Source organism: Pseudomonas taetrolens (assembly GCF_900475285.1).
GTDB lineage: Bacteria > Pseudomonadota > Gammaproteobacteria > Pseudomonadales > Pseudomonadaceae > Aquipseudomonas > Aquipseudomonas taetrolens.
Genome location: NZ_LS483370.1, coordinates 2,948,292 through 2,969,313 on the forward strand (window position 1 = coordinate 2,948,292; position 21,022 = coordinate 2,969,313).

The following is a 21,022-nucleotide window of genomic DNA, read 5'->3' on the forward strand; positions in this document are numbered from 1 at the left end:
TTTATCTCTCCTTTATCCGCCAGCTTACGAAAGGCTGGACAGGTAGTCTTCGTAACCAAATTCACGAACCACTTCGACTGTACCGTCGAGTTGTTTCACTACGATGGACGGCATTTTCAAACCGTTGAACCAGTTTTTCTTGACCATGGTGTAGCCCGCGGTGTCGATGAACGACAGCCGATCGCCGATGGTCAACGGACGATCAAATTGGTATTCGCCAAAAATATCCCCAGCCAGGCAGGATTTGCCGCACACCATGTAGGTGTGTTCGCCTTCGCTTGGTGCCAGCTTGGCGTTGAGGCGATAGATCAGCAGGTCAAGCAGGTGAGCTTCAATGGAGCTGTCCACCACCGCCAGGTGCTTGCCATTGTAGAGGGTGTCAAGCACGGTCACTTCCAGCGAAGCACTGTTGGTGATCGCCGCTTCGCCCGGCTCCAGGTAAACCTGCACGCCGTACTTTTGCGAGAACGCTTTCAGGCGGGCACAGAACGCGTCCAGCGCATAGCCTTCACCGGTGAAGTGGATGCCGCCGCCGAGGCTGACCCACGTGACCTTGTGCAGCAGCTCGCCAAAGCGGTCTTCAATGGTGCACAGCATCTGGTCGAACAGGTCGAAGTCACCGTTCTCGCAGTTGTTGTGGAACATGAAACCCGAAATCTGATCGATGACGCCTTCGATCTTCACCGGATCCCATTCACCCAGACGGCTGAACGGACGTGCCGGGTCGGCCAGCAGGTAATCCGAGCTGCTGACTTGCGGGTTGACCCGCAGGCCGCGGGTCTTGCCTGCGGAGCGTTCGGCAAAACGCTGCAGCTGGCCGATGGAGTTGAAGATGATCTTGTCGCAGTTCTCGAGCATCTCTTCGATCTCATCGTCGGCCCAGGCCACGCTGTAGGCGTGCGCTTCACCTTCGAACTTCTGGCGACCGAGCTTGAGCTCGTACAGCGACGACGATGTGGTGCCGTCCATGTATTGCTGCATCAGGTCGAACACCGACCAGGTGGCGAAGCACTTGAGTGCCAGCAGGGCCTTGGCGCCGGACTGTTCGCGCACGTAGGCGATCTTCTGCATGTTCGCCAGCAGTTTCTGTTTATCAATGAGGTAGTACGGCGTTTTGATCATTTCGAGGCGCCTCCAGCAAGGCCAGCCAAAAAAGGATGCGCATTGTGCCTTCACTGACTGGATATCGAAAGAGCAGAACGCCCGGTTCGACATGTGGCCATCCTGACCGGGATCAATGGGTGGGCTGGCGACGCGCGGGCCCGGAGGCATCGGCGGACCTCCCAGGGATGCCTGACGGGCTGGCGCCCGCTATCGGTGTGAATGCCCTACGACGCATGAAATGAACGGCCCGAGCGCAAAAGTCCCGCGATCATAAGATTGAAATATTTCAGCCATGTGACGGTGCCTTGTCATCACGTGTGATGTTCAAGCCCCCCCAGGCCGTTCAGGCCAATCTGAATATTCTGCCCCTGGCCGTCGCACTTTTTGCCGGTTTTCCGCTCTATGTCTGTCCAGGTCATGCTGATTCCCTGCGAAGACCGAAGAACCAGACTGGGTGCCGATGAATCGAACGCGACCTGTTTTTACCCTGCGCTGGATGCGTGGCACGCTGGTGCCTGCCGCCCTCTTCACCCTGGTTGCCACCGGTTGCAGCCAGCAACAGGGGCGCGATATCGCCCGACAATTCAATGAAGGCAAGCCTCAAGAGTTCTTCCAGACCAGCGTCGATCGCATGGCCACCCTCAGCATGAAGGACAACCTGCAAAGTCTGTACTTGCTGATGAACAAGCTCTACCTGCGAAACCCCAACCAGTGGCGCCAGTCGGGGTATCTGGATGCGGTGAGTGCGGCGCGGGAGATCCGCCAGGCCATCGAGCTGCAACAGCCGCTGCCCGCCCTGGGAGATCGCCGTGACCTGGAAGCGTTGAGCTACTCCTTGAGTCCGGAATTTCGCGGCGATCGGGTCGGGGCCTTTATCTACGCGATCGGTAGCATGCTGGTCACCGCCCACGGCGGACACACCGAGTTTTTCATGACGAACGCGATCAATCCGCAGTTCGTGAGCAATGCCGCACGTAATATCGAAAAGGCCACCTGGCTGCTCAGCCAGCGTCAGGATGAGAGCGGAGCGTTGCTGCTGTTTTCCAATGAAATATCAGAACAGTCCAGCAACCTCAGTTTTGCCGTTGAATTCGGCAAGATCGTCGCGCGCCTCGACCTGTTGTCCCAGATGCTCGATGAGCGCTACCGGCGCATTGGCCTCAACTATGCGCAAAGCTTGTTGCTGATGAATTTCCTGCCGGTGCAGTGACAATCCTCGCTGCTGTGCGCGGACGTTCATCCCAGACCGTTACCAGGTCGGCGCTAACCTCGCAGTCAGAGATTCATGCCCACCGCCAGCCGGTTAAAGGCATTCATCAAGGCCGCTGCCAGTGTCAGGTCGGAAATCTCGGCATCACTGAAATGCGCTTTCAACGGCGCGTACAACGCGTCTGGCGCACCGCTTTCACTGATGTCTGTGAGTGTCTCGGCCCACGCCAGGGCAGCGCGCTCGCGGTCGTTGAACAGTGCGCTGATGCGCCAGCCAGCGAGGCAATCCAGTTTCTCCTGCGGCATTTCACACTCTCGCAGGCTTTTGGAATGCATGCCCAGGCAGTAAGCACAGCCGTTGATCTGCGAAATGCGCAAATACACCAGCTCAAGCAGCGGCAAGCCTAACGTGCTGGTGGCCAGCGCTGTGCTGGTGGCGACCAGGCCCTGGTAGGCGGCAGGCGACAGGGAAGGAAACTGCAGTCGGGCTTGGCTCATGGTGAAACTCCTGTGTCGAGAAAAGGGTCAGGCGCAAACTAAAGGGTTGAACAACGGGTCTTGTGACAGCACGGCCCGGGCATTTTCGATGGTTGCCTGGATGGCCTCATCGCCGAACACCAACCCCTGGAGATAGATGAACTGCAGGTTGAACAGACCGAGGGTGTTCAGCACCTGCCGCAGGTAAGGCGTCAGAAAATCCGGCTGGCGTGCCTGCTCACCCTGGTGAACACCTCCGGACCCCACCACTACGTACACCGGGCGGTCGCGCAGCAGCCCGACCTTGCCCGCGGCACTGGAACTGAATGTCCGGTGAATACGCAGCACATAGTCGACCCAGAGCTTGAGCGCGGCCGGGAGCGTAAAGTTGTGCATGGGCGTGGCAATGAGCAGGATATCGCTGCGCTCCAGCTCGCCGATCAGCGCTTCGGACAGCTCGAACTCTGGCGCGTCGAAGGGCGTTACCCGAGTCAGGGCATGGGCGTAGTCCCTACCCAGCGGTGGCAACGGAGACGCGCCCAGATCCCGCTCAACCAGTTCAAGCTGCGGATACCGCTGCCGCAGGGAGGCTACTGCCTCCAGGGCCAACTGATTCGCATGGGAAGTCTGCCCATGGGGGCTGGCGTTGATCAACAGGGCATGGTTCATGCCGATTCCTCTTGCCGAAGGCTCTGGGTGAAATGCATGCCACGGGCCAGCAGCCCCTGGCGGAAATAGAAGCGCTGGGCCAACGGCATATGCAGGCCGGTATCCAGCACAAAGTGATCACAACCGCGCAGCACGGCTTCATCACGCACAGCACTCAACAGCCGCCCGCCCAGGCCGCTGCGCTGAAGCCCGGGACTCACCACCAGATCATCGACATAGATGAAGCGCCCATAGAGCAGGTTTTCCAGCTCGCGATAGCCGGCCAGACCGACCACCTGCTCTGCGCTCCATGCAGCCAGCAAACGGTAGCCCTGGCGGGCCTGTCGAGCCAATTGCGCAGCATAGGCCGCCGGATCGACGAGATGCGGCCTCAAGACCCGCATCAAAGCGAAACTGGCTGCAAAAGCCTCCTCATTTTCGAGGTGTTGAAGTGTGTAAGTCATCGCCGTCGTCCGTTGTAGAGAGGCGCCCACTTTAGAAGTGTGATGGTTTAATCTACAGAGCCAAAAAATGCATCAATGACTAGGCCATGATGATTCCCTTCGAACTGGACCGCAGCCAGTCAGCGCCGATTTATCGCCAGCTTTATCAGCGTTTTCGTGAGTCGATCGCTGACGGTCGCCTGCGCCCGGGAGACCGGGTACCGGCTGTGCGCGCCCTCGCGGCGGAGCTGAACCTGGCCCGTGGCACCGTGGACGCGGCCTATCAGTTGCTGATTGGCGAGGGCTACCTGATCGCTCGCGGAGCAGCCGGGACAGTGGTCACACCGCAATTGACCCCCACCGCCCCCCCGGTTCGCACTCCGGTCACGTCGACGACGTATCAAGCCACCCATTCCGGGACGCAACCACTGGCCCTGCAGATGGGGCTTCCGGCGCTGGACGCCTTTCCGCGCAAACTCTGGACAAGACTGGCGGGCCGTCAGCTCAGGCAGTCGGGCCTCGAAGGCCTCGTCTACCCGGACGCCCAGGGCTATGCACCGCTGCGCGCGGCCATTGCCGCCTACCTGGGAATTTCGCGGGGCATCACCTGCCACCCGGATCAGGTGTTCGTGTGCGCTGGCTACCGCGCCTGTCTCGATTTGATCAGCCACACGTTGATGCGCCAGGGCGACTCCTGCTGGCTGGAAGAGCCGGGCTACTTCATGGCCAGGCACGCGCTGCTGGAAGCCGGTGCACAGTTGGTGCCGGTGCCCGTGGATGATCAAGGGCTGGACGTCGCACAAGGCATCGCCCGCGCGCCTGATGCGCGCTTTGCCGTGGTCACGCCGACCCATCAAAGCCCGCTGGGGGTGTCGCTGTCATTGCCGCGCCGGTTAGCGTTGCTCGAGTGGGCCAACCGCCAGGGCAGCTGGATAATCGAAGACGATTACGACAGTGAATACCGCTATCAAGGCAAACCCTTGCCGGCCCTCAAGAGCCTCGACCAGCAGGGCCGCGTGCTATATACCGGGACCTTCAGCAAAGTACTGTTTCCAGGGCTGCGCCTGGCCTACCTGGTGGTGCCCGCCGAGCAGACCCGAGCATTTGCCCGCCAGGCGGACCGCCTGCACAACCACTGCCCCCAGCTGCTTCAGGCAACCGTCAGCGCCTTTCTCAACGAAGGCCACTTCGCCCGGCACTTAAAGAAAATGCGCAGCCTCTACGCACGCCGCCGCCAATGGCTGATCGATGCCCTGCAGCAACACTTCGGCGAACGCCTGCAGATCAACCCCCAGGCCGGCGGCATGCACCTGGTTGCCGGTCTTCGCGAGGGGAACGACCTCGAACTCGTCCAACGGGCCCAAGCCGTCGGCATCGCCATCGAACCACTGTCCCAGTGGTACCTGGAAGCCAAGCCTCAACACGGTCTGGTTATCGGCTTCACCAACATCGCCAGCGCCGAACAGGCTTCAGCGGTGGCACTGCGACTGGTTCAAGTGCTGGAGTGAGCAAGTGGTTTGTTCCAACGTCTGGTGCAGGTGGAACGATGGTGACGTTGGCCGTAACAAACGATCATTGACTTTATTAGACTGGCGTCGAACGCTACGTTGTAGCAGCTAAACCCACCCGGCTAACTGGCGGTGACATGGACAGGTTTCAGGAAATGAAGGTGCTGCTGGCCGTCGCGGAAGCAGAGAGTTTTGCTGGAGGCGCTAAGTTGATGAGGATGTCGCCACCAAGCGTCACGCGTGTCATAGCCGGTCTTGAAAATCGCCTGGGCATATTGCTGCTCGCACGTAGCACCAGGAGCTTACGGCTGACTGAGGCGGGACGCCGCTATGTGGATGACTGCAAGCGCATCCTGCTCGACGTGGAGGAAGCGGAAGAGCTGGCCACCGGAAGCAGTGTCCGTGCCCGCGGCAACCTGACGGTGACTGCGCCGGTCATGTTTGGCGAACAATATCTAATACCGCTGATCACACAATACCTGGCGGAACACCCTGAGGTGACAATAAATGCCCTGCTGGTAGATCGCCTTGTGAACATGCTCGACGAAGGGGTGGACGTCGCCATTCGTATAGGTCAGCTGCCTGATACCGGCCTGCAGGCCATCAGGGTCGGACAGGTCTCTACCGTGATATGTGCTGCGCCGACGTTTCTTGATCACGTCGGCAGACCCATGCACCCCAGCGATGTGTTAGGGCTGCCAATCGTGATGTCGTCGGCGAGTACTTTGCTCACTGACTGGCAATTCAGTGTCGGTGAACGCACCATCGCCTTGCATCCCAAAACGCGCCTGGTTGTCAGCTCCAACCAGGCATCAATCAATGCGGCCCGAATGGGCTGGGGACTCACACGGGTTCTGTCCTACCAAGTGGCCGAGCCAGTCGCCAAAGGCGAGCTGGAGATCCTTCTAGAGGCGTACCAGACACCTGCGCTACCGGTGCATATCTTGTATCAGGGCGGTAAACGGGTATCTGCAAAGGTCCGTACTTTCGTTGACTACTGCTCCGCTCGACTCGCCGCAGATCCTGCACTGCAAGCCGTTCCGGTGGTATAGGCATGGGCCGCTATCGTGAGATGCAGACATTCGTAGCGGTGGCGCAGGCCGGCAGTCTGGCCGCCGCCGCACGGTATCTCGAGGTGTCACCTGCGACGGTCATGCGCACCATTGCGTCCCTGGAAGCGCGTCTACACAACACCTTGCTGAATCGCACTCCGCGCGGTGTAACGCTGAGCCCTGCTGGCGAACAGTTCATACAAAGCTGTCGGCAAATCCTGGAACGGACCGAGCTTGCCGATCGGTCTGCGGCTGGCCTGCATGCTCGACCTGACGGCAAACTGACGATAGCACTACCGTTACAGATGGACTCAGAGGTCTTCACTCCGATCATCCTCTCCTACCTGGCCGCCTATCCTGATGTATATCTGGCCGTCCAGGCCAGCCGCGGAGCCCCCAAGCTCCTTGAGGATGGCATCGATATTGCGTTGGCCATCGGCCAATTACCCCATTCCTCCGAGTTCGCGGCTTCACTGGGCATGGTCAGGCCGATTGTGTGTGGCTCACCCGACTACCTGGCCGCATGGGGGCGCCCCGAAACCCCCGAAGACCTGAAGGCACATCGAGCGGTGGTGAGCTCATCACCAGGCTACGAGACCGATTGGCGCTTTCTTTGTGGTCACTCCATCCGCCAGATAAAACCGACACCGGTGCTGACCTGCACGACGCCGCGTGCGGCCATTCGTGCAGCAACACTGGGCGTGGGTTTGACTCGCTGCATGAGCCATGAAGTTTATGATGAGCTGGCCGGTGGAGCACTCGTGCCAGTACTGGAGAAGTTCACCGGCCTGAGCATGCCGGCGCAGTTGATCTACCGCCACGGTCGCCGCGCCGAGGCACGAGTGCGATCTTTTATCGACTTTGCTAGCCCCCTGCTGCGTTCCCACCCAGCGTTTATGGGCTGAAATCATCAATTTCCCCACCACGTCTGATTTCGGAAAACGAAATTATGGATTGTTCTGCGTGGTGATTCTGCTTGGCCAGCGATGAGCGCAGCATGGCTCCAACAACGTCATAGCCGCCAACATGGTTTGCAGCTGCGTTGATTCCCGCGACCATTAAGGAGCCTGCGCCATGTCAAACGCCATCAAGCTATATCGCCACCCCCTATCGGGTCATTCCCACCGCGTCGAGTTGATGCTCTCGCTGCTGAACCTGCCCACCGAACTGGTGTTTGTCGACCTGGCAAACGGCGCCCATAAGAAAGCCGAGTATTTGGCTATCAACGCCTTTGGCCAAGTGCCGGTGATTGACGACAACGGCACGCTGATCAGCGACTCCAACGCAATCATTGCCTACTTGGCGAAGAAATACGGCAGCGGTAGCTGGCAGCTACAAGACCCGATCACCGAGGCGCGGGTCCAGCGCTGGTTATCGGTGGCTGCCGGCCAGGTGGCCTACGGCCCTGCCGCAGCGCGGCTGATTACGGTATTCGGCGCGTCATTCAATGCTGACGAAGTCATCGCCCGGGCCCATGCCCTGCTCAAGGTCATCGAGGCCGAACTCAGCGACAGTCCATTCTTGGCGGGAACCGAGCCCAGCATCGCCGATGTGGCCAACTACAGCTATATCGCTCACGCTCCGGAAGGCAACGTATCGCTGGAGGAGTACCCGAATGTGCGCGCCTGGCTGCAACGTATCGAAGCGCTGCCTGGCTTCGTGCCCATGCAGCGCACCGTCGCAGGTTTGCACGCCAGCTAAGTGCTAACCCATGCTGCCGGGCATCCCGGCAGCTCGCCCAGGAGCCTCGGCCATGGATCATTTGCCCAAGCACCGTAAATCCCCGTGGCATGCTGGAGAGAGGGTGCTTCAGCGGAAAGTTCACGCCTCCGAGCGTATGGAAGTGATCGGGCAGAAGGTCATTCGCGACTACATGCCCGACCAGCACCGGGAGTTCTATTCCCAGTTGCCATTCATGATAGCTGGCGCGGTAGATGCAGGCGGCCGCCCCTGGGCCACGCTGCTCGAAGGGACGCAAGGTTTCGTCACATCAGCTGATCCGCAGCACCTGGTGCTGGCCGCGCAACCCGACCCGCAAGACCCGGCCGCGTCTGGTCTGCAGGCAGGCAATGCCATTGGCATGCTCGGCATTGAACTGCATACGCGGCGGCGTAATCGCATCAATGGCGTGATCCAACAAGTCTCGGCGCAAGGTCTTGAAGTCTTGGTCGAACACTCTTACGGAAACTGCCCCAAATATATTCAGCAGCGTTCCTTTACACGCGTTACCGAGACGGCATTCGGCAAGGTACCGCGTCAGGACTCCAATCATCTGGACGAGTACAGCAGCGCTCTGATTCGTACAGCCGACACTTTTTTCATCGCAAGCTACGTCGATCATGATGCCCACCACCGCTCTGTGGACGTATCCCATCGGGGCGGACGTGCCGGCTTCGTCAAGGTCGAAGGCAACCGACTGACCATTCCCGACTACGCCGGCAACCTGTTTTTTAACACCCTGGGGAACCTGCAAACCAATCCTGTCGCCGGGTTGCTCTTTATAGATTTTGCTACCGGCGACATGCTGCAACTCAGCGGACGCAGCCAGCTGTTACTGGACAGCCCCTTGATCAAGTCCTTCGAAGGTGCCGAGCGTCTCTTCACTGTCGAAGTTGAGCACGTGGTACTGCGCCCGGCCGCTGTGTCCATTCGCTGGCAATTTCACGACTACGCCGTCACCAGCTTGGCGACTGGCACCTGGGAGGAAGCCGACGAGCGCGTGCGGCAGTACGAACAACGGCGGCAATGGCAGCAGTGGCGAGTCGCACGCGTGCAGCAGGAAAGCAGCGATATCCGCTCGTTCTACCTCGAACCACAGGACAACGCCGTGGTGCCATTCGCCCCGGGCCAGCACCTGCCGATGCGCATCGTGACCGCAGGAGAAGACATCCTGGTCAGAACCTACAGCGTCTCTAGCGCGCCTTCTGACGGGCATATCCGCATCAGCGTGAAATTGCAGGGCAATGCTTCGCGCCACCTGCACGAGAACGTGCAGGTGGGTGATCTGCTGGAGGCGCGGGCGCCTCTGGGCAACTTCACCCTGGTCGATGAAAACACACGACCGGTGGTGTTAATCGCTGCTGGAGTGGGCATCACTCCGATGATCTCGATGGTCCGAGAACTGGTGGCGCAAAACCAGCGACACCGGAGGGTACGCAATATACATCTGTTCCAGAGCGCACGGTCCTTGGAGGACCTGCCATTTCAGCTGGAACTCGCGCAATTGCTGCAACGCTCGGCCGGGCTGCTGCATATCCACCGTACCTTGAGTAATCCGGGCACCGAGGCGCTACTTGACCGTGATTACCAGATGGCGGGCCGGTTGACCTTCGCCCAGGTCAAGGCGCGACTGCCGCTGGATAACTACGACTTCTATCTGTGCGGCCCTGGCGGGTTTCTTCAGGACATGTACGACGGTCTGCGTGAGCTGAACATCCCGGACCATCGCATCCACGCAGAGGCATTCGGCCCGTCGGCGCTGCGCCGTTCGAAAACCGAACAACCACCGACACAGGCTCAGCCACCAGCGGCTGCGGTGCCGGTGCCCGTGTATTTCTCTGCATCCGCCACCGAGGCGCGCTGGAAGCCCGACAGCGGCAGCCTGCTGGAACTGGCCGAAAGTCGTGGGCTGACGCCCGAGTTCAGCTGCCGTGGTGGCTCGTGCGGGACCTGCGCCGTCCGGATGATCAGTGGTTCTGTGCATTACACCAATCCTCCCGCGCAATTTCCGGACGGCAACAATGTGCTGATCTGCTGCGCTGTACCCGCGCAAACCGAAGGCAACCCACAGCCCTTGGTCCTTGATCTATAGCGAGGTGGCCTTGAGATGAACAGGACAGTTTTCCATGGCTGGGCAAAGGACCACCCGCTTTCGGCGCGAGATGATTCGCCCGTACCTTCGTCGTGGAGCGCTGAAGCCATGGAATGGGAGGTGAGCCTGCTCCTGCCGCAGCTGATCGCCGCGCCCGAGCACTGCACCGGGCTCGTCAGCGAGTCGACGCACGAATCGGTCAACCGCCTTCCGAGCGCTTGGCGAGCATTGCGAACAACCGTCGGCCCTTCCATACGCAGGCGTTGCCTTTTATTGGCCAACTGAGCCGCTTCACCTTCACCAACAGGAGCAACCAGCATGTCCACAGCTGAAGTTCGTCATCCGGTTCCGCCCTTTACCCACGAGACCGCCATCCTCAAAGTCCGGCTGGCTGAAGACGGCTGGAACAGCCGCGATGCTGCCAAAGTGGCGCTCGCTTATACCCCCGACACCAAATGGCGCAACCGCACAGAGTTCGTCACCAGCCGGGCCGAGGCCGAGGCATTTTTAACTCGCAAGTGGAATTTGGAAATTGAATACCGCTTGATCAAGGAGCTGTGGGCATTCACTGAAAATCGCATTGCTGTCCGGTATGCCTATGAATGGCATGACGACTCCGGAACATGGTTCCGCTCCTACGGCAATGAGAACTGGGAATTCGCTGAGAGCGGCTTGATGGCGCATCGATTCGCTTGCATTAACGATCTGCCTATTTCCGAAGCGGAGCGGAAATTCCGCTGGCCGCTTGGCCGTCGGCCGGATGACCACCCCAGTCTGTCGCAGCTGGGGTTGTGAACCGGCCGATAGCTGCCATCCGTTACAGGCAGCTACCGGTCATCAGCCGGCTTCATGCAATCACGCTCGCATACACCGACCGGTCAACATTACCGCCGGACAAAATCACCCCCACCTTGCTTCCCGCCATTGCCTCTCGTTCCTGAATAAGCGCAGCCAGGGCAGCGGCACCAGCGCCTTCAGCGAGGTTATGGGTGTCGGTGTAATACACGCGCATGGCTTCGGCAATCTGCTCATCGCTGACCGCTACGATCCGTTGCGCGGCGGCGCCGTAGACGGCAAAGGCCTCGGGGATTGGTTTACGCACGGCAAGGCCATCGGCAAAAGTATTGGCCGAGACGGTTTCACGCAGTGCGCCAGCGTCGAACGACAATTTTGCAGCGCCAGCCTCTGTGGAAACCACCCCCACAACACGGGTTTTCAGGCCGAGCGCGTCACGGGCGGCAATGACCCCGCAAATCCCCGATCCACAGCCAATCGGCACGTAGACGGTATCCAGATCCGGCGCAGCCTGAAACAGCTCCAGCGCGTAAGTGGCCACGCCTTTGACCAGTTCGGTATGGAACGGCGGAACCAGATACAGGCCACGCATTTGCGCCAGGTGCGCAGCGGCATCACGCGCCTCATCGAAATCGCGGCCACACTCGACCACTTCGGCACCAAAGGCGCGCATGGCAGTGTTCTTTTCTACCGAGTTGCCTTCCGGCACGACGATCAGCGCCCTCAAACCCAGCGTCCTTGCCGCTAGCGCCAGGCTCTGGCCATGGTTGCCGCGGGTGGCGCTGACAATGCCCTTGGTGTACGGGTGCTCGCGTTTGAGCCAGTGCATGAATGTAATGCCGCCGCGTATTTTGAACGCGCCTGTCGGTGTGTGGTTTTCGTGCTTGACCCACACTGTGCAACCCAGGCGCTCTGCCAGCAACGGCCAAGGGTATTGCGCGGTAGCGGGCATGACCTGGTATACGTGGCGGGCCGCTTGTTCGATATCGTCGCGGGTCAGTCTGTGCATGAGTCGTCTCCCTGAGGTGTTGCCCAGTCTAGGCACGGGCGCATCACGCAGGCTTTCAAAAAACTGACCTGACTTTTGTGCCCCCTCTTCACTACTATGCTGTGCATGAACCATCGAAACCGCCGTCTGCCAGCGCCCTGCCCCGAACCGGTCCGCCGTGTCGAGGCAGGGCCTTGGGCGATCGAACTGCTACCCGGTGCCGCCTACGCGACCCGGTATGTAGCGCCCCGGGCAGCGATTGGTTTTGCTTTTGACAGCCAGCACGGCCTGCACGCCATTGGCAGCGACCGGGTACAGCCCTTCACTGCACTGCCCAACGGCCTGGCGTTCGTTCCCGCCGGCTGTGACGTGTTGTCCGAGTCACCCTTGGGCGGTGAATACCTGCGGATCATGCGCATCGACGGTGTCCCGTTGCCAGGGGACCGAGCCTTCAACAATCGCATTGACCCTCCGGCCATTACCCTCGCGCTGCGTATGCGCGGCGCGATGTTACACGGCTCGGTGGAAGACGACTGGGAGGCTTGGGCACTCGCATTGGCTGAACGCGCGACAGTCGATGAAACGCTGTCGAGGCCGCCCCAAGGCACTTTCACCCTCAGTCGGATGCGCCTGCTCGATGAGTTCATTGACGCCGGTCTCGACGGGCCGCTGAGCGTCCCGGCAATGGCGGGGTTACTGGGATTGTCCGAAGGGTATTTTATGCGGGCGTTCAAGAGCACCACGGGCAAGAGCCCCCACAGCTACCTGATCGACCGGCGCATCGCCAAGGCCCGGGCACTGATACGCGATTCAGCCGCCAGCCTGGCAGAGATCGCCCACACCTGCGGCTTCAACTCCCAGGCGCACATGGCAACCACGTTCAAGCAACGCCTTGGGTTGAGTCCGGTACAACTGCGTGGATAATCAAAGGCCGGAATGGGTGTGCACCTGTTTCACCCAACCACCGGCGCATGTTCGGCCATCAATTCCATGACCCAGTCGATAAATGCCCGCACCTTGGCGCTGACGTGGCGATTCGGCGGGAATGCCAGATACATCGGCATTGGCGCCATGGTCCAGTCCTCAAACAACGGCAGCAGCTCACCGCTGCCCAGATGCGGCTTGGCCATGTACTGCGGTAGCCAGAGAATACCCAGACCCGCCAGGCCGGCGGCGAGGTACGCATTGCCATCGTCGACCGTCAGTTGCGGACGACCTTGGGCCTCGATGCGCTCCTCACCCCGCTGCATCACGTAGGGCAAGGTTTTGCCTGTACGAAACCAGAGGAAACCGACGGTACTGTGCCTGCCCTCCTCCAGCTCGCGGGGGTGCGCCGGTGTACCGAAACGCTGCAAATAGCCAGGCGTGGCATAAATGCCGAGTTTCAGATCGCCCACATGCCTTGCCACCAGGGACTGATCGGTGATTTCACCACCACGCACTACGCAGTCCACGTTTTCGCCAATGATGTCGACGATGCGATCGCTCGCGCCCACGGTCAGCTGGATTTCCGGATAGCGCGCAAAGAACCCCGGCAAGGCTGGAATCAGCAGCATTCGCGCCAGTGGGCTGGGCACATCCACCCGCAGCCGCCCACGCGGTGCCATCGACGCGCTGGACACACTTGTCTCAGCGTCGTCCATATCGACCAGCAGCCGGATGACACGCTCGTAGTAGGCCGCACCATCGGCGGTGACGTTGACCTTGCGTGTAGTGCGGTTGAGCAGGCGTACGCGCAGCCTCGCTTCCAGTTGCTGAACCAGCTGCGTCACGGTGGTCTTGCTCATGTGCAGGGTGGCTGCCGCCTTGGTGAAGCTGCCGGTTTCCACTACTCGGGCAAAGGCCTGCATTGCATCGAAACGGTCCATTTCACGCCTCATTCGGGACTGGATAGTTTGGATTCTACAAACAGTCATGACCAGTGTTGCCCGTTTATTCAGGCCGGTCGCCTTTTTATAGTGGCTCCACCGTAAACAGCGGGCCGCGATGGCCCCGAAGAAGGTATGCCATGACCAGCAAACGTGATGTCGTTTTCCCGCCTGACCGCCATGCACTGTACGAGCTTCACCGTTACTCGCCAGCGATTCGCTCCAACGGTTTCCTGTTCGTCTCCGGCCAGGTCGGCAGCCGCAAGGATGGCTCGGCCGAGCCGGACCTCGCGGCCCAGGTTCGCCTGGCCTTCGCCAACCTCAACGCGATCCTGGCCGAGGCCGGCAGTAGTTTCGAGGATGTGATCGACACCACCCTCTTCATGATCGACCCCGACTCGACATTCGAAACCCTCTGGGAAGCAGCGGCAGCGTACTGGGGCGAAGCACCCTACCCGACGGTGACCGCTGTTGGCGTGACCTGGCTGGCCGGCTTCGACTTCGAGATCAAGGTGATCGCCAAACTACCGCAATAGACTCAGCTCAGCCTCGCCTGCGACAACCCAAGGCAGCCTTCTCGCTTTCCCCAAAGAGTGGCCCTCCACTCCCGATCGGTTTCTGCCTGGTGCCACCATCCGCTCTTGGCCGATTGCAGACTTTCGTGACAGACAGCAATCGGCCAATAGTTGCCTTCCAACGTCCACGAATTTAGCTCGATTCAAAAAGAGCTTCGAGCAGCTTTCCATTCGTATAGGAGAGTGAATAGACTTTCTCAGAGAGGCAGAAACATAGGCATTCAGATGGGGTAGCTCACAATCGATCGACTACCATCTAATAGAATCATCTGATCCCCCTCCAGCCCAGCATTGGGAAAGGCAGCGTAAGGCAGATGTCCTGAATCGAGTTTCACGTAAAGTGTTTCGTCAGTGGGCTTCACAGGCGTTGCACCAGAGGGATAAATTCCCTGTCCTTTTTCTGTGATCAAAAATGCCAGCGGAAAAAATGACAGGAGACTTAGGGTCGCAATGTGTCCGTGATTTTTGCAAGTAAACATTTTTATGCTCATGTGCCTACGGTGCGGATAGAACCAGACATAGAAATCATGGCTGTCATCGGTTGCGGTATCGTCCCCCATGACAAACTTTTGTAACGGGGCATAGTAGGGAACAGGCACCGGCTCTTGCAGGCAGTCCTTTACAGTGGTTGCTGAGAGTACGTGTCCAACCATTGCGCGGCAAAATCTCATCCCATCAAACAGCATATGCACGTGATTGACTGGGCTGTCGGCTCTCAAAAAATAGTGTTTGATCTTCTCTGATATGCCTTTGTAGACCCTCGCAACCTCTTGGTCATTAGTACCGAGATGTGAGCTATTGCAATGCTTGCAGATGGTTCTGAACTTACTGCCGTTAGAAGACTTCACACCAATGACAGGATCAGAATTGATTCCCATAACCTCAGTCAGGTGAGCCTGCTCAACTTTGGTGATCGTGATACTACCTTGGGGCGGAACATGATCCCAACTGAGAGGGCCGAAGGTTCCGCAGATCAGACAGTAGCCCTCCCTGAGCTGAGTGTGATGACGGCGCTCTGTGAGTCCTTTCGTGTAGTTTCCCATTACTGCATCCTTTGCGCGAGGTAGACGCATCGATCTTAGCAGGCTAGACCTGAACCGCCCTTGGTTGAGTAGACGCATTTAACACCTGCTCATGGCGGGTTGCTGCCGCTCTTGAATGGGTGCTTTGGGTCGTTTTTCTGCCCCTCATGACAGGCAAGAATCGACCCATAGCTGCCGGTTAGGTACGGAAAAATTCGGCCAGACACAGACATTGAAATGTTGGCCCGATACAGTTGAGTTCCGTGGAACCAAGGCATCATTGAACGCACGTGTCGATGACTATCACAACGTCACTTTGGCTGTTCCATCAGTGCCTGCGGCCCCCTTTACATCACATTGAAGAAAACCGCTTTCGATAGTTACTCGGACTGACCCCGAGACGGCGCGTGAAGGCTCGGCTGGCGCTGGATGGAATGCTGGTGGAGATCGAGGCGATGGCCGCTTGCAGATGACCAAGAAGCTTTCTGCTGTTTTTGATCGCAGAACGCGCGTGACGGAAGTTGCGTGCGTCTAACCGCATCAGGCAGCAATCGGCGGAAGCATCGGCTCACAGCATAATCCGCTCGCTATCCCCCAGAAAAACCGTCCCATGCATGAAGGTCTCTCGCTCATCGGCTGTGGTCAGGGCAAACTTTGCGATGTGGGTATGCGCGACCCTTCTCAGCTCTTCCCGCCACCGCTCACGCGTTTGCTCATCATCAATGTTGCGCCCATCAAGCACCTCGGGCGGATAGGCAGCTGCAAGGTCAACCGGTATGGCATGGAGCGTGCCGATGCGCGAACGCAGGTTCACGGTCGACAGCTCCACAATCAACCCGGTCGGCCCCTTGGCCATCAATTGCCTGAGAACCTTCAGCTTGTTTTTCGCCGAGAAGCTCGTCGCCTTGAGCAAACTGTTGTAGTAGGGCTTGAAGTAATTGATAAGGCCCGCTTCGACCAGCGACACAACTTCATGGCGCTTCAGACGCACGCCCTGCAAGCGCTTGAAGTGTGCCAGGTCGGCGTTGTCGTCCGCCTGGGCATCGACGTTGAAATCGCCGCCATTGCTGACCACCGTGCGCCCGTGCTCGAAGCGATACAGCAACAGCAAAACCTCGTGCTCGTAGAAGTTGGTGAGCGTGTCGGCAAGGATCCTCTGCAGGGTGCTGTGGCATTGCAGCCTGTCCAGCGCCGTGCGCGCACGGGTTCGGCCAATCCCCTGCCCCACATACAGCACCTCCATCGCGGTGTCTTCATCGGCAAGCTCATGTTCCGATGCCGCGATGATCACGCTAGCCGACATCATCTGCTTGCCACAGGGTGTTATAGCAACCATCGCGGCACCATTGACCGCGATAGCGACATCCACGATCGGCACATCTGCGGGGATGGAGCTTTCTGGAATTTCGTAGACAAACGGCACCGCCACCATGCCCTGCGCACGGCGAACCAGGAAGTTGCCGGTTACGGTCCGGCCGCTGAGGCTGAAACTCTCCGGCTGCAGGTACACCCGGGGGCGGCGGACGATGAGGTAGATGTTGCAGTTCTGCAGCGCCGCAAGGTGTGCGGGCTCGTACTTCACATTGTAGAGATCTGCGGGGGTGAGCATTGCAGGGTCGCTGGAGTACAGGTGGGCTGCGCCTTCCATGGAATACAAACGTTGCACGTTGTTGATGTCGTTCATGGCATCCGGTCCTCAATTCCTTTGAGTGTGTTGCGTCAGCTCTCAATAATCCAACGTAGCCTTCGTCTGCTGACAAGTCGCCAGCTGGCCGCGCACCTTGCCATACAGCGCTTTGGTCTCCATCGACTGCACTGCCTGGGTGTCGGCATAGTCCTTGCGGATGACGTCGAAGTCGGCCTTGGTTTTGGTCAGGTGTTCGACGCACTGGTTGATGGTTTGCCGGGTCAGCGTTCTGGTGCCGCTGGAGTTTGGGATGCCTTGCGGGCGGGCATCGAACGCTACGCTGATTGCGCCGATCTTGGTGCGGGCGGTCTTCTCTCTGTCCTCGCCGCAGCCTGTTAGTATCGATGCGATTGCAAGACCGAGTACACATTGCTTGATCAATGGAAATTCCTTTTAGTGGTTGATCGTCTGTAGCTCAAGTTCTGGTGAGCGAGCCATCCTAGCAGAGCCGGCTATGGAGTCTCGGTCCGTCGACCTACGTCCAGCTGCCACCCTTTTTTCTTGACGGCAAAATAAAGTGCAGCGCAGCCATTGTTGAAAATATCTGCATGCTGAAGATAGCTGCAGACCGCCCGCACAATTCACACTCCCTTGAAGAGAGTTTTGACCGGCATCGCCCCATTGCAAACGTTCGAGAATCGCTGCTTCTGCAATAGGCTAGCTAGTCGGCAAGCTCGACGTAACTAGACTCGCCCCCACCCGTCGCACCAGATAACCATCCCCAGACAAAGTGAAGCGTAGTGAGCCCATGTTGGTCTTGGCCAATCTCGCCGCGCGACCAGCCAGCGAGGATCTCATCCTCAGTGGTAATGCAGTGATAAAGAAGCTCGATGGTGTTGCGGCCTGTCACCCGACCCACTTGAGAGCCCATGCGGATGCGGCCACCCCGGTAAGTGCCGGTGATGGCCCCACCGTCGACGAGATAATGAAATACCGTTCCGTTGCCCGATAGCCCGTGGGTGTTGTTGGCTACGGTGAATCGACGGTTGTTCAACCGTTCGTGAATTTCGGAACTTGCCATAAGCCGCTTGCCCTTAACTGGTAATCCATTTCAGAACGCACAGCCTATATCTAGATGGTTGGGGCTTCCATCTGAATGTCTGCTATGGGTCGAAAGCGGTCACTCGCCAACGTCCGCTTTTGGCCGAAAGCAGCCCTTCGTGAGGGGCTACTGTCGGTCAGAAGCGAACGCCCGAAAACGTGCTCAAACAAGTGGCTGATTTCAGGGGTGGTGTCAGTTGCCTCATTACTTCGGCGCGATGAATTGTGGAGCGCGCTACCTTGTCAGGTATCGTAAAGGGCGGGTCTGAATATGGGGCTGTGCTTGCTCGCAATGGGACCCGATCGAGCGCCAGTTATCTTTTGAACACGCTTCATGAACAATATCACCACACTTTGCGACTTTTTCTTCAGCGCCAACGCTTTCAGGATGTAGGCAACTACAACAAGGAGTCACCCCATGTTTGCCGGATTCCTCAAAGACCAGCGTCACGTCAACGGCGTGAACATTGCCTATCGCATTGGCGGCAGCGGGCCGGGCCTGCTGTTGCTACACGGTCATCCACAGACCCATGTCATTTGGCACAAGGTCGCCGAACAACTGGCCGAGCATTTCACCGTGATCGCCGCCGACCTGCGCGGTTACGGTGACAGCGGTAAGCCGCTAGCCAACGACCAACACACCAGCTACTCGAAACGTGAAATGGCCAAGGATGCTGTGGAGCTGATGAAGTCCCTGGGCTTCGAACGGTTCTCGGTACTGGCCCACGATCGTGGCGCCCGCGTGGCCCATCGCCTGGGGCTGGATCATCCCGCTGCCGTGCAACGCATGGTGCTGCTCGACATCGCGCCGACCCTGTCGATGTACGCGCAAACTCACGAAGCCTTTGCCCGTGCCTATTGGCATTGGTTCTTCCTGATCCTCCCGGCGCCGCTGCCGGAAACCTTGATCGAAGCCGATCCCGAATCCTACCTGCGCAGCGTGATGGGAAGTCGCAGCGCCGGGCTTAAACCCTTTACCCCCGAGGCCTTTAGCGAATACCTGCGCTGCCTGCAACTGCCAGGCTCTGCCAGCGGAATCTGCGAGGACTACCGCGCCAGCGCCAGTATTGATCTGGAGCATGATCGTGCCGACATCGAAGCCGACCGTCATCTGAACCTGCCATTACTGGTTCTGTGGGGTGCCAAAGGCACGGTCGGACGCTGCTTCGAACCGCTCAAGGAGTGGCAACAGGTCGCCACCGATGTCCGTGGCAAGGCGTTGCCCGTCGGCCATTACATCGCCGAAGAAGCCCCTGAACTGTTGCTCGCCGAAGCCTTGGCTTTCCTGCGCTGACATTCGTATCTCACTGATCTGAACCAACCTCTCACCGCGGGTCATCACCGGCCTGCGGCGGGATAGTTATGCCTGAAATACGCTGGAGATAATAAAAATGACAATCAGAAAACTGCTGGCAACTCTCTATGTACAGGTCATCATCGCGATCGCCCTAGGCATTGTGATCGGTCACTACTGGCCTCAGATTGGCGTCGACCTCAAGCCGTTGGGCGACGGATTCATCAAGCTGATCAAGATGATCATCGGCCCGATCATCTTCTGCACGGTGGTCTCGGGAATCACCAGCATGCACGACGTGAAGCAAGTCGGTCGGGTGGGCAGCAAGGCATTGCTGTATTTCGAAATCGTCTCGAGCATAGCCCTGGTCATTGGACTGTTGGCGGCACACCTGTTGCAACCCGGTGCGGGCTTCAACATCGACGTCAACACCCTCGATTCATCCACGATTGCCGGGTTTGTAGGCCAGGCCGAACACGGCGTAGGGATTATCGGTTTTCTGCTGCATGTGATTCCAACGACCTTTTTTGATGCGTTCTCTAAGGGTGAAATTCTGCCCGTACTGTTTGTTTCGGTGTTGTTCGGCATTGCGCTGGTGATGGTCGGAGAAAAGGGTCGGCCGTTGGTGAGTGTGATCAATCAGGCCAGCGAAGTTTTCTTCCGCATTGTCGGCATCATCAGTCGCGTGGCACCGATCGGAGCGTTTGGCGCGATTGCATTTACCATTGGAAAGTACGGCCTTGGCTCGCTGTTGCCGCTGCTGAAACTGATTGGGACCTTTTATCTGACAGCGTTCATTTTCATTGCCTGCGTACTTGGCGGTATTGCCCGCTATGCCGGCTTCAGCATTTGTAAACTGATGGCGTACATCAAAGCCGAACTTTTGATCGTGCTCGGCACCAGCTCTTCGGAATCGGCGCTGCCACAACTGATTCAGAAACTCGAAAACCTTGGTGCGTCCAAAGGTGTAGTCGGGATCGTTGTTCCAACCGGATACACCTTCAACCTGGACGGAACCAATATCTATATGACCTTGGCGGTGTTGTTCCTTGCTCAGGCGACCAACATCGATTTGAGTCTTGAGCAACAACTGACCTTGCTGGCAGTGGCCATGCTCACCTCCAAAGGTGCCGGCGCAGTGGTCGGTGCGGGTTTCGTCGCGCTCGCTGCGAGCCTTGCGGTAGTGCCGACCGTACCTGTGGCGGCGATGGTGCTGATCCTAGGCGTCGACCGCTTCATGGCTGAATGTCGAGCCCTGACCAACATCATAGGCAATGCCGTCGCAGCCCTGGTAGTGGCGGCCTGGGAAGGTGAACTGGACCGAAGCAAGATGGCACCGATTGCCCTCAAGCGCGGCCGTCATGTACCGGCAGCCGTAGCGGCCAAGCTTTCCACCGAATAAGTCGCCCCCTGCGCAGATGCCATGCTGGCGGTTAATGCCGCCAGTACCACGCGCCCGCTTCGAATCGCGACACATTTTTTTTCATATTGCGAAGTTTA

Annotated in this window: 21 protein-coding genes; 11 read left to right on the forward strand and 10 right to left on the reverse strand. The window is 58.7% G+C overall.

The window, feature by feature from the left end; translation table 11 throughout:
• Window positions 1-24: 24 nt before the first annotated feature.
• Complete coding sequence (locus DQN55_RS13415; RefSeq protein WP_048381988.1) at window positions 25-1,122, reverse strand: carboxynorspermidine decarboxylase; 1,098 nt, start codon at window positions 1,120-1,122, stop codon at window positions 25-27.
• A gap of 442 nt (window positions 1,123-1,564) precedes the next feature.
• Here DQN55_RS13415 and DQN55_RS13420 point away from each other — a divergent pair, with 442 nt between their 5' ends.
• Window positions 1,565-2,314: a hypothetical protein gene (locus tag DQN55_RS13420; RefSeq protein WP_048381985.1), complete on the forward strand. Its 750-nt coding sequence runs from the start codon at window positions 1,565-1,567 to the stop codon at window positions 2,312-2,314.
• Window positions 2,315-2,379: 65 nt separating this feature from the next.
• Here DQN55_RS13420 and DQN55_RS13425 read toward each other — a convergent pair whose 3' ends face one another.
• From DQN55_RS13425 to DQN55_RS13435, 3 genes are read right to left on the reverse strand one after another with little or no spacing between them, the layout of a single operon-like run.
• Complete coding sequence (locus DQN55_RS13425; RefSeq protein WP_048381983.1) at window positions 2,380-2,811, reverse strand: carboxymuconolactone decarboxylase family protein; 432 nt, start codon at window positions 2,809-2,811, stop codon at window positions 2,380-2,382.
• Between the two features lie 27 nt (window positions 2,812-2,838).
• On the reverse strand, window positions 2,839-3,459 hold the full coding sequence (locus DQN55_RS13430) for an FMN-dependent NADH-azoreductase (protein WP_048381981.1): 621 nt from the start codon (window positions 3,457-3,459) through the stop codon (window positions 2,839-2,841).
• Window positions 3,456-3,902, reverse strand: a complete 447-nt coding sequence (locus DQN55_RS13435; RefSeq protein WP_048381979.1) for a GNAT family N-acetyltransferase — start codon at window positions 3,900-3,902, stop codon at window positions 3,456-3,458. Before DQN55_RS13435 ends, DQN55_RS13430 begins: the two co-directional genes overlap by 4 nt.
• An 86-nt stretch (window positions 3,903-3,988) precedes the next feature.
• Here DQN55_RS13435 and pdxR point away from each other — a divergent pair, with 86 nt between their 5' ends.
• The 6 genes from pdxR to DQN55_RS13470 all read left to right on the forward strand — a co-directional run bounded on the left by pdxR (window position 3,989) and on the right by DQN55_RS13470 (window position 11,047).
• On the forward strand, window positions 3,989-5,389 hold the full coding sequence (gene pdxR, locus DQN55_RS13440) for a MocR-like pyridoxine biosynthesis transcription factor PdxR (RefSeq protein ID WP_048381977.1): 1,401 nt from the start codon (window positions 3,989-3,991) through the stop codon (window positions 5,387-5,389).
• Between the two features lie 137 nt (window positions 5,390-5,526).
• Window positions 5,527-6,441, forward strand: coding sequence for a LysR substrate-binding domain-containing protein (locus DQN55_RS13445; protein WP_048381975.1), 915 nt, complete (start codon window positions 5,527-5,529; stop codon window positions 6,439-6,441).
• Between the two features lie 2 nt (window positions 6,442-6,443).
• Entirely contained in the window at window positions 6,444-7,346 is a 903-nt protein-coding gene (locus DQN55_RS13450) for a LysR family transcriptional regulator (RefSeq protein WP_048381974.1), read from the forward strand.
• Window positions 7,347-7,515: 169 nt separating this feature from the next.
• Window positions 7,516-8,142 (forward strand): glutathione S-transferase family protein, encoded by a 627-nt coding sequence (locus DQN55_RS13455; RefSeq protein WP_048381972.1) that lies wholly within the window; start codon window positions 7,516-7,518, stop codon window positions 8,140-8,142.
• Between the two features lie 52 nt (window positions 8,143-8,194).
• Window positions 8,195-10,252, forward strand: a complete 2,058-nt coding sequence (locus tag DQN55_RS13460) for a pyridoxamine 5'-phosphate oxidase family protein (RefSeq protein ID WP_048381971.1) — start codon at window positions 8,195-8,197, stop codon at window positions 10,250-10,252.
• A 318-nt stretch (window positions 10,253-10,570) separates the two neighbouring features.
• A complete protein-coding gene (locus DQN55_RS13470; protein WP_048381970.1) occupies window positions 10,571-11,047 on the forward strand; it encodes a nuclear transport factor 2 family protein in 477 nt (158 codons plus the stop codon).
• A 52-nt stretch (window positions 11,048-11,099) separates the two neighbouring features.
• Here the strand turns inward: DQN55_RS13470 and DQN55_RS13475 are convergent, their stop codons facing one another.
• Entirely contained in the window at window positions 11,100-12,056 is a 957-nt protein-coding gene (locus tag DQN55_RS13475) for a threonine dehydratase (RefSeq protein ID WP_048381969.1), read from the reverse strand.
• Window positions 12,057-12,152: 96 nt separating this feature from the next.
• On the opposite strand from DQN55_RS13475, the gene DQN55_RS13480 reads away from it, so the two are divergent.
• On the forward strand, window positions 12,153-12,959 hold the full coding sequence (locus DQN55_RS13480) for a helix-turn-helix transcriptional regulator (protein ID WP_048381967.1): 807 nt from the start codon (window positions 12,153-12,155) through the stop codon (window positions 12,957-12,959).
• 29 nt (window positions 12,960-12,988) lie between these two features.
• On the opposite strand, the gene DQN55_RS13485 is transcribed toward DQN55_RS13480, so the two are convergent.
• A complete protein-coding gene (locus DQN55_RS13485) occupies window positions 12,989-13,903 on the reverse strand; it encodes a LysR family transcriptional regulator (RefSeq protein WP_048381966.1) in 915 nt (304 codons plus the stop codon).
• A 140-nt stretch (window positions 13,904-14,043) separates the two neighbouring features.
• Here DQN55_RS13485 and DQN55_RS13490 point away from each other — a divergent pair, with 140 nt between their 5' ends.
• Complete coding sequence (locus tag DQN55_RS13490; RefSeq protein ID WP_048381964.1) at window positions 14,044-14,439, forward strand: RidA family protein; 396 nt, start codon at window positions 14,044-14,046, stop codon at window positions 14,437-14,439.
• Window positions 14,440-14,699: 260 nt separating this feature from the next.
• On the opposite strand, the gene DQN55_RS13495 is transcribed toward DQN55_RS13490, so the two are convergent.
• The 4 genes from DQN55_RS13495 to DQN55_RS13510 form a co-directional block, all read right to left on the reverse strand.
• Complete coding sequence (locus DQN55_RS13495; protein WP_048381962.1) at window positions 14,700-15,521, reverse strand: hypothetical protein; 822 nt, start codon at window positions 15,519-15,521, stop codon at window positions 14,700-14,702.
• A gap of 547 nt (window positions 15,522-16,068) precedes the next feature.
• On the reverse strand, window positions 16,069-17,184 hold the full coding sequence (locus DQN55_RS13500; RefSeq protein WP_048381960.1) for a hypothetical protein: 1,116 nt from the start codon (window positions 17,182-17,184) through the stop codon (window positions 16,069-16,071).
• A 42-nt stretch (window positions 17,185-17,226) separates the two neighbouring features.
• A complete protein-coding gene (locus tag DQN55_RS13505) occupies window positions 17,227-17,568 on the reverse strand; it encodes a hypothetical protein (RefSeq protein WP_048381958.1) in 342 nt (113 codons plus the stop codon).
• A gap of 280 nt (window positions 17,569-17,848) precedes the next feature.
• The gene (locus tag DQN55_RS13510) at window positions 17,849-18,208 is read right to left on the reverse strand and encodes a hypothetical protein (RefSeq protein ID WP_048381956.1); all 360 of its coding nucleotides are present in this window, start codon (window positions 18,206-18,208) and stop codon (window positions 17,849-17,851) included.
• Between the two features lie 438 nt (window positions 18,209-18,646).
• Between DQN55_RS13510 and DQN55_RS13515 the strand changes: the two genes are divergently transcribed.
• Window positions 18,647-19,522, forward strand: a complete 876-nt coding sequence (locus tag DQN55_RS13515) for an alpha/beta hydrolase (RefSeq protein WP_048381952.1) — start codon at window positions 18,647-18,649, stop codon at window positions 19,520-19,522.
• Window positions 19,523-19,619: 97 nt separating this feature from the next.
• A complete protein-coding gene (locus DQN55_RS13520; protein ID WP_048381950.1) occupies window positions 19,620-20,924 on the forward strand; it encodes a dicarboxylate/amino acid:cation symporter in 1,305 nt (434 codons plus the stop codon).
• Window positions 20,925-21,022 lie beyond the last annotated feature (98 nt).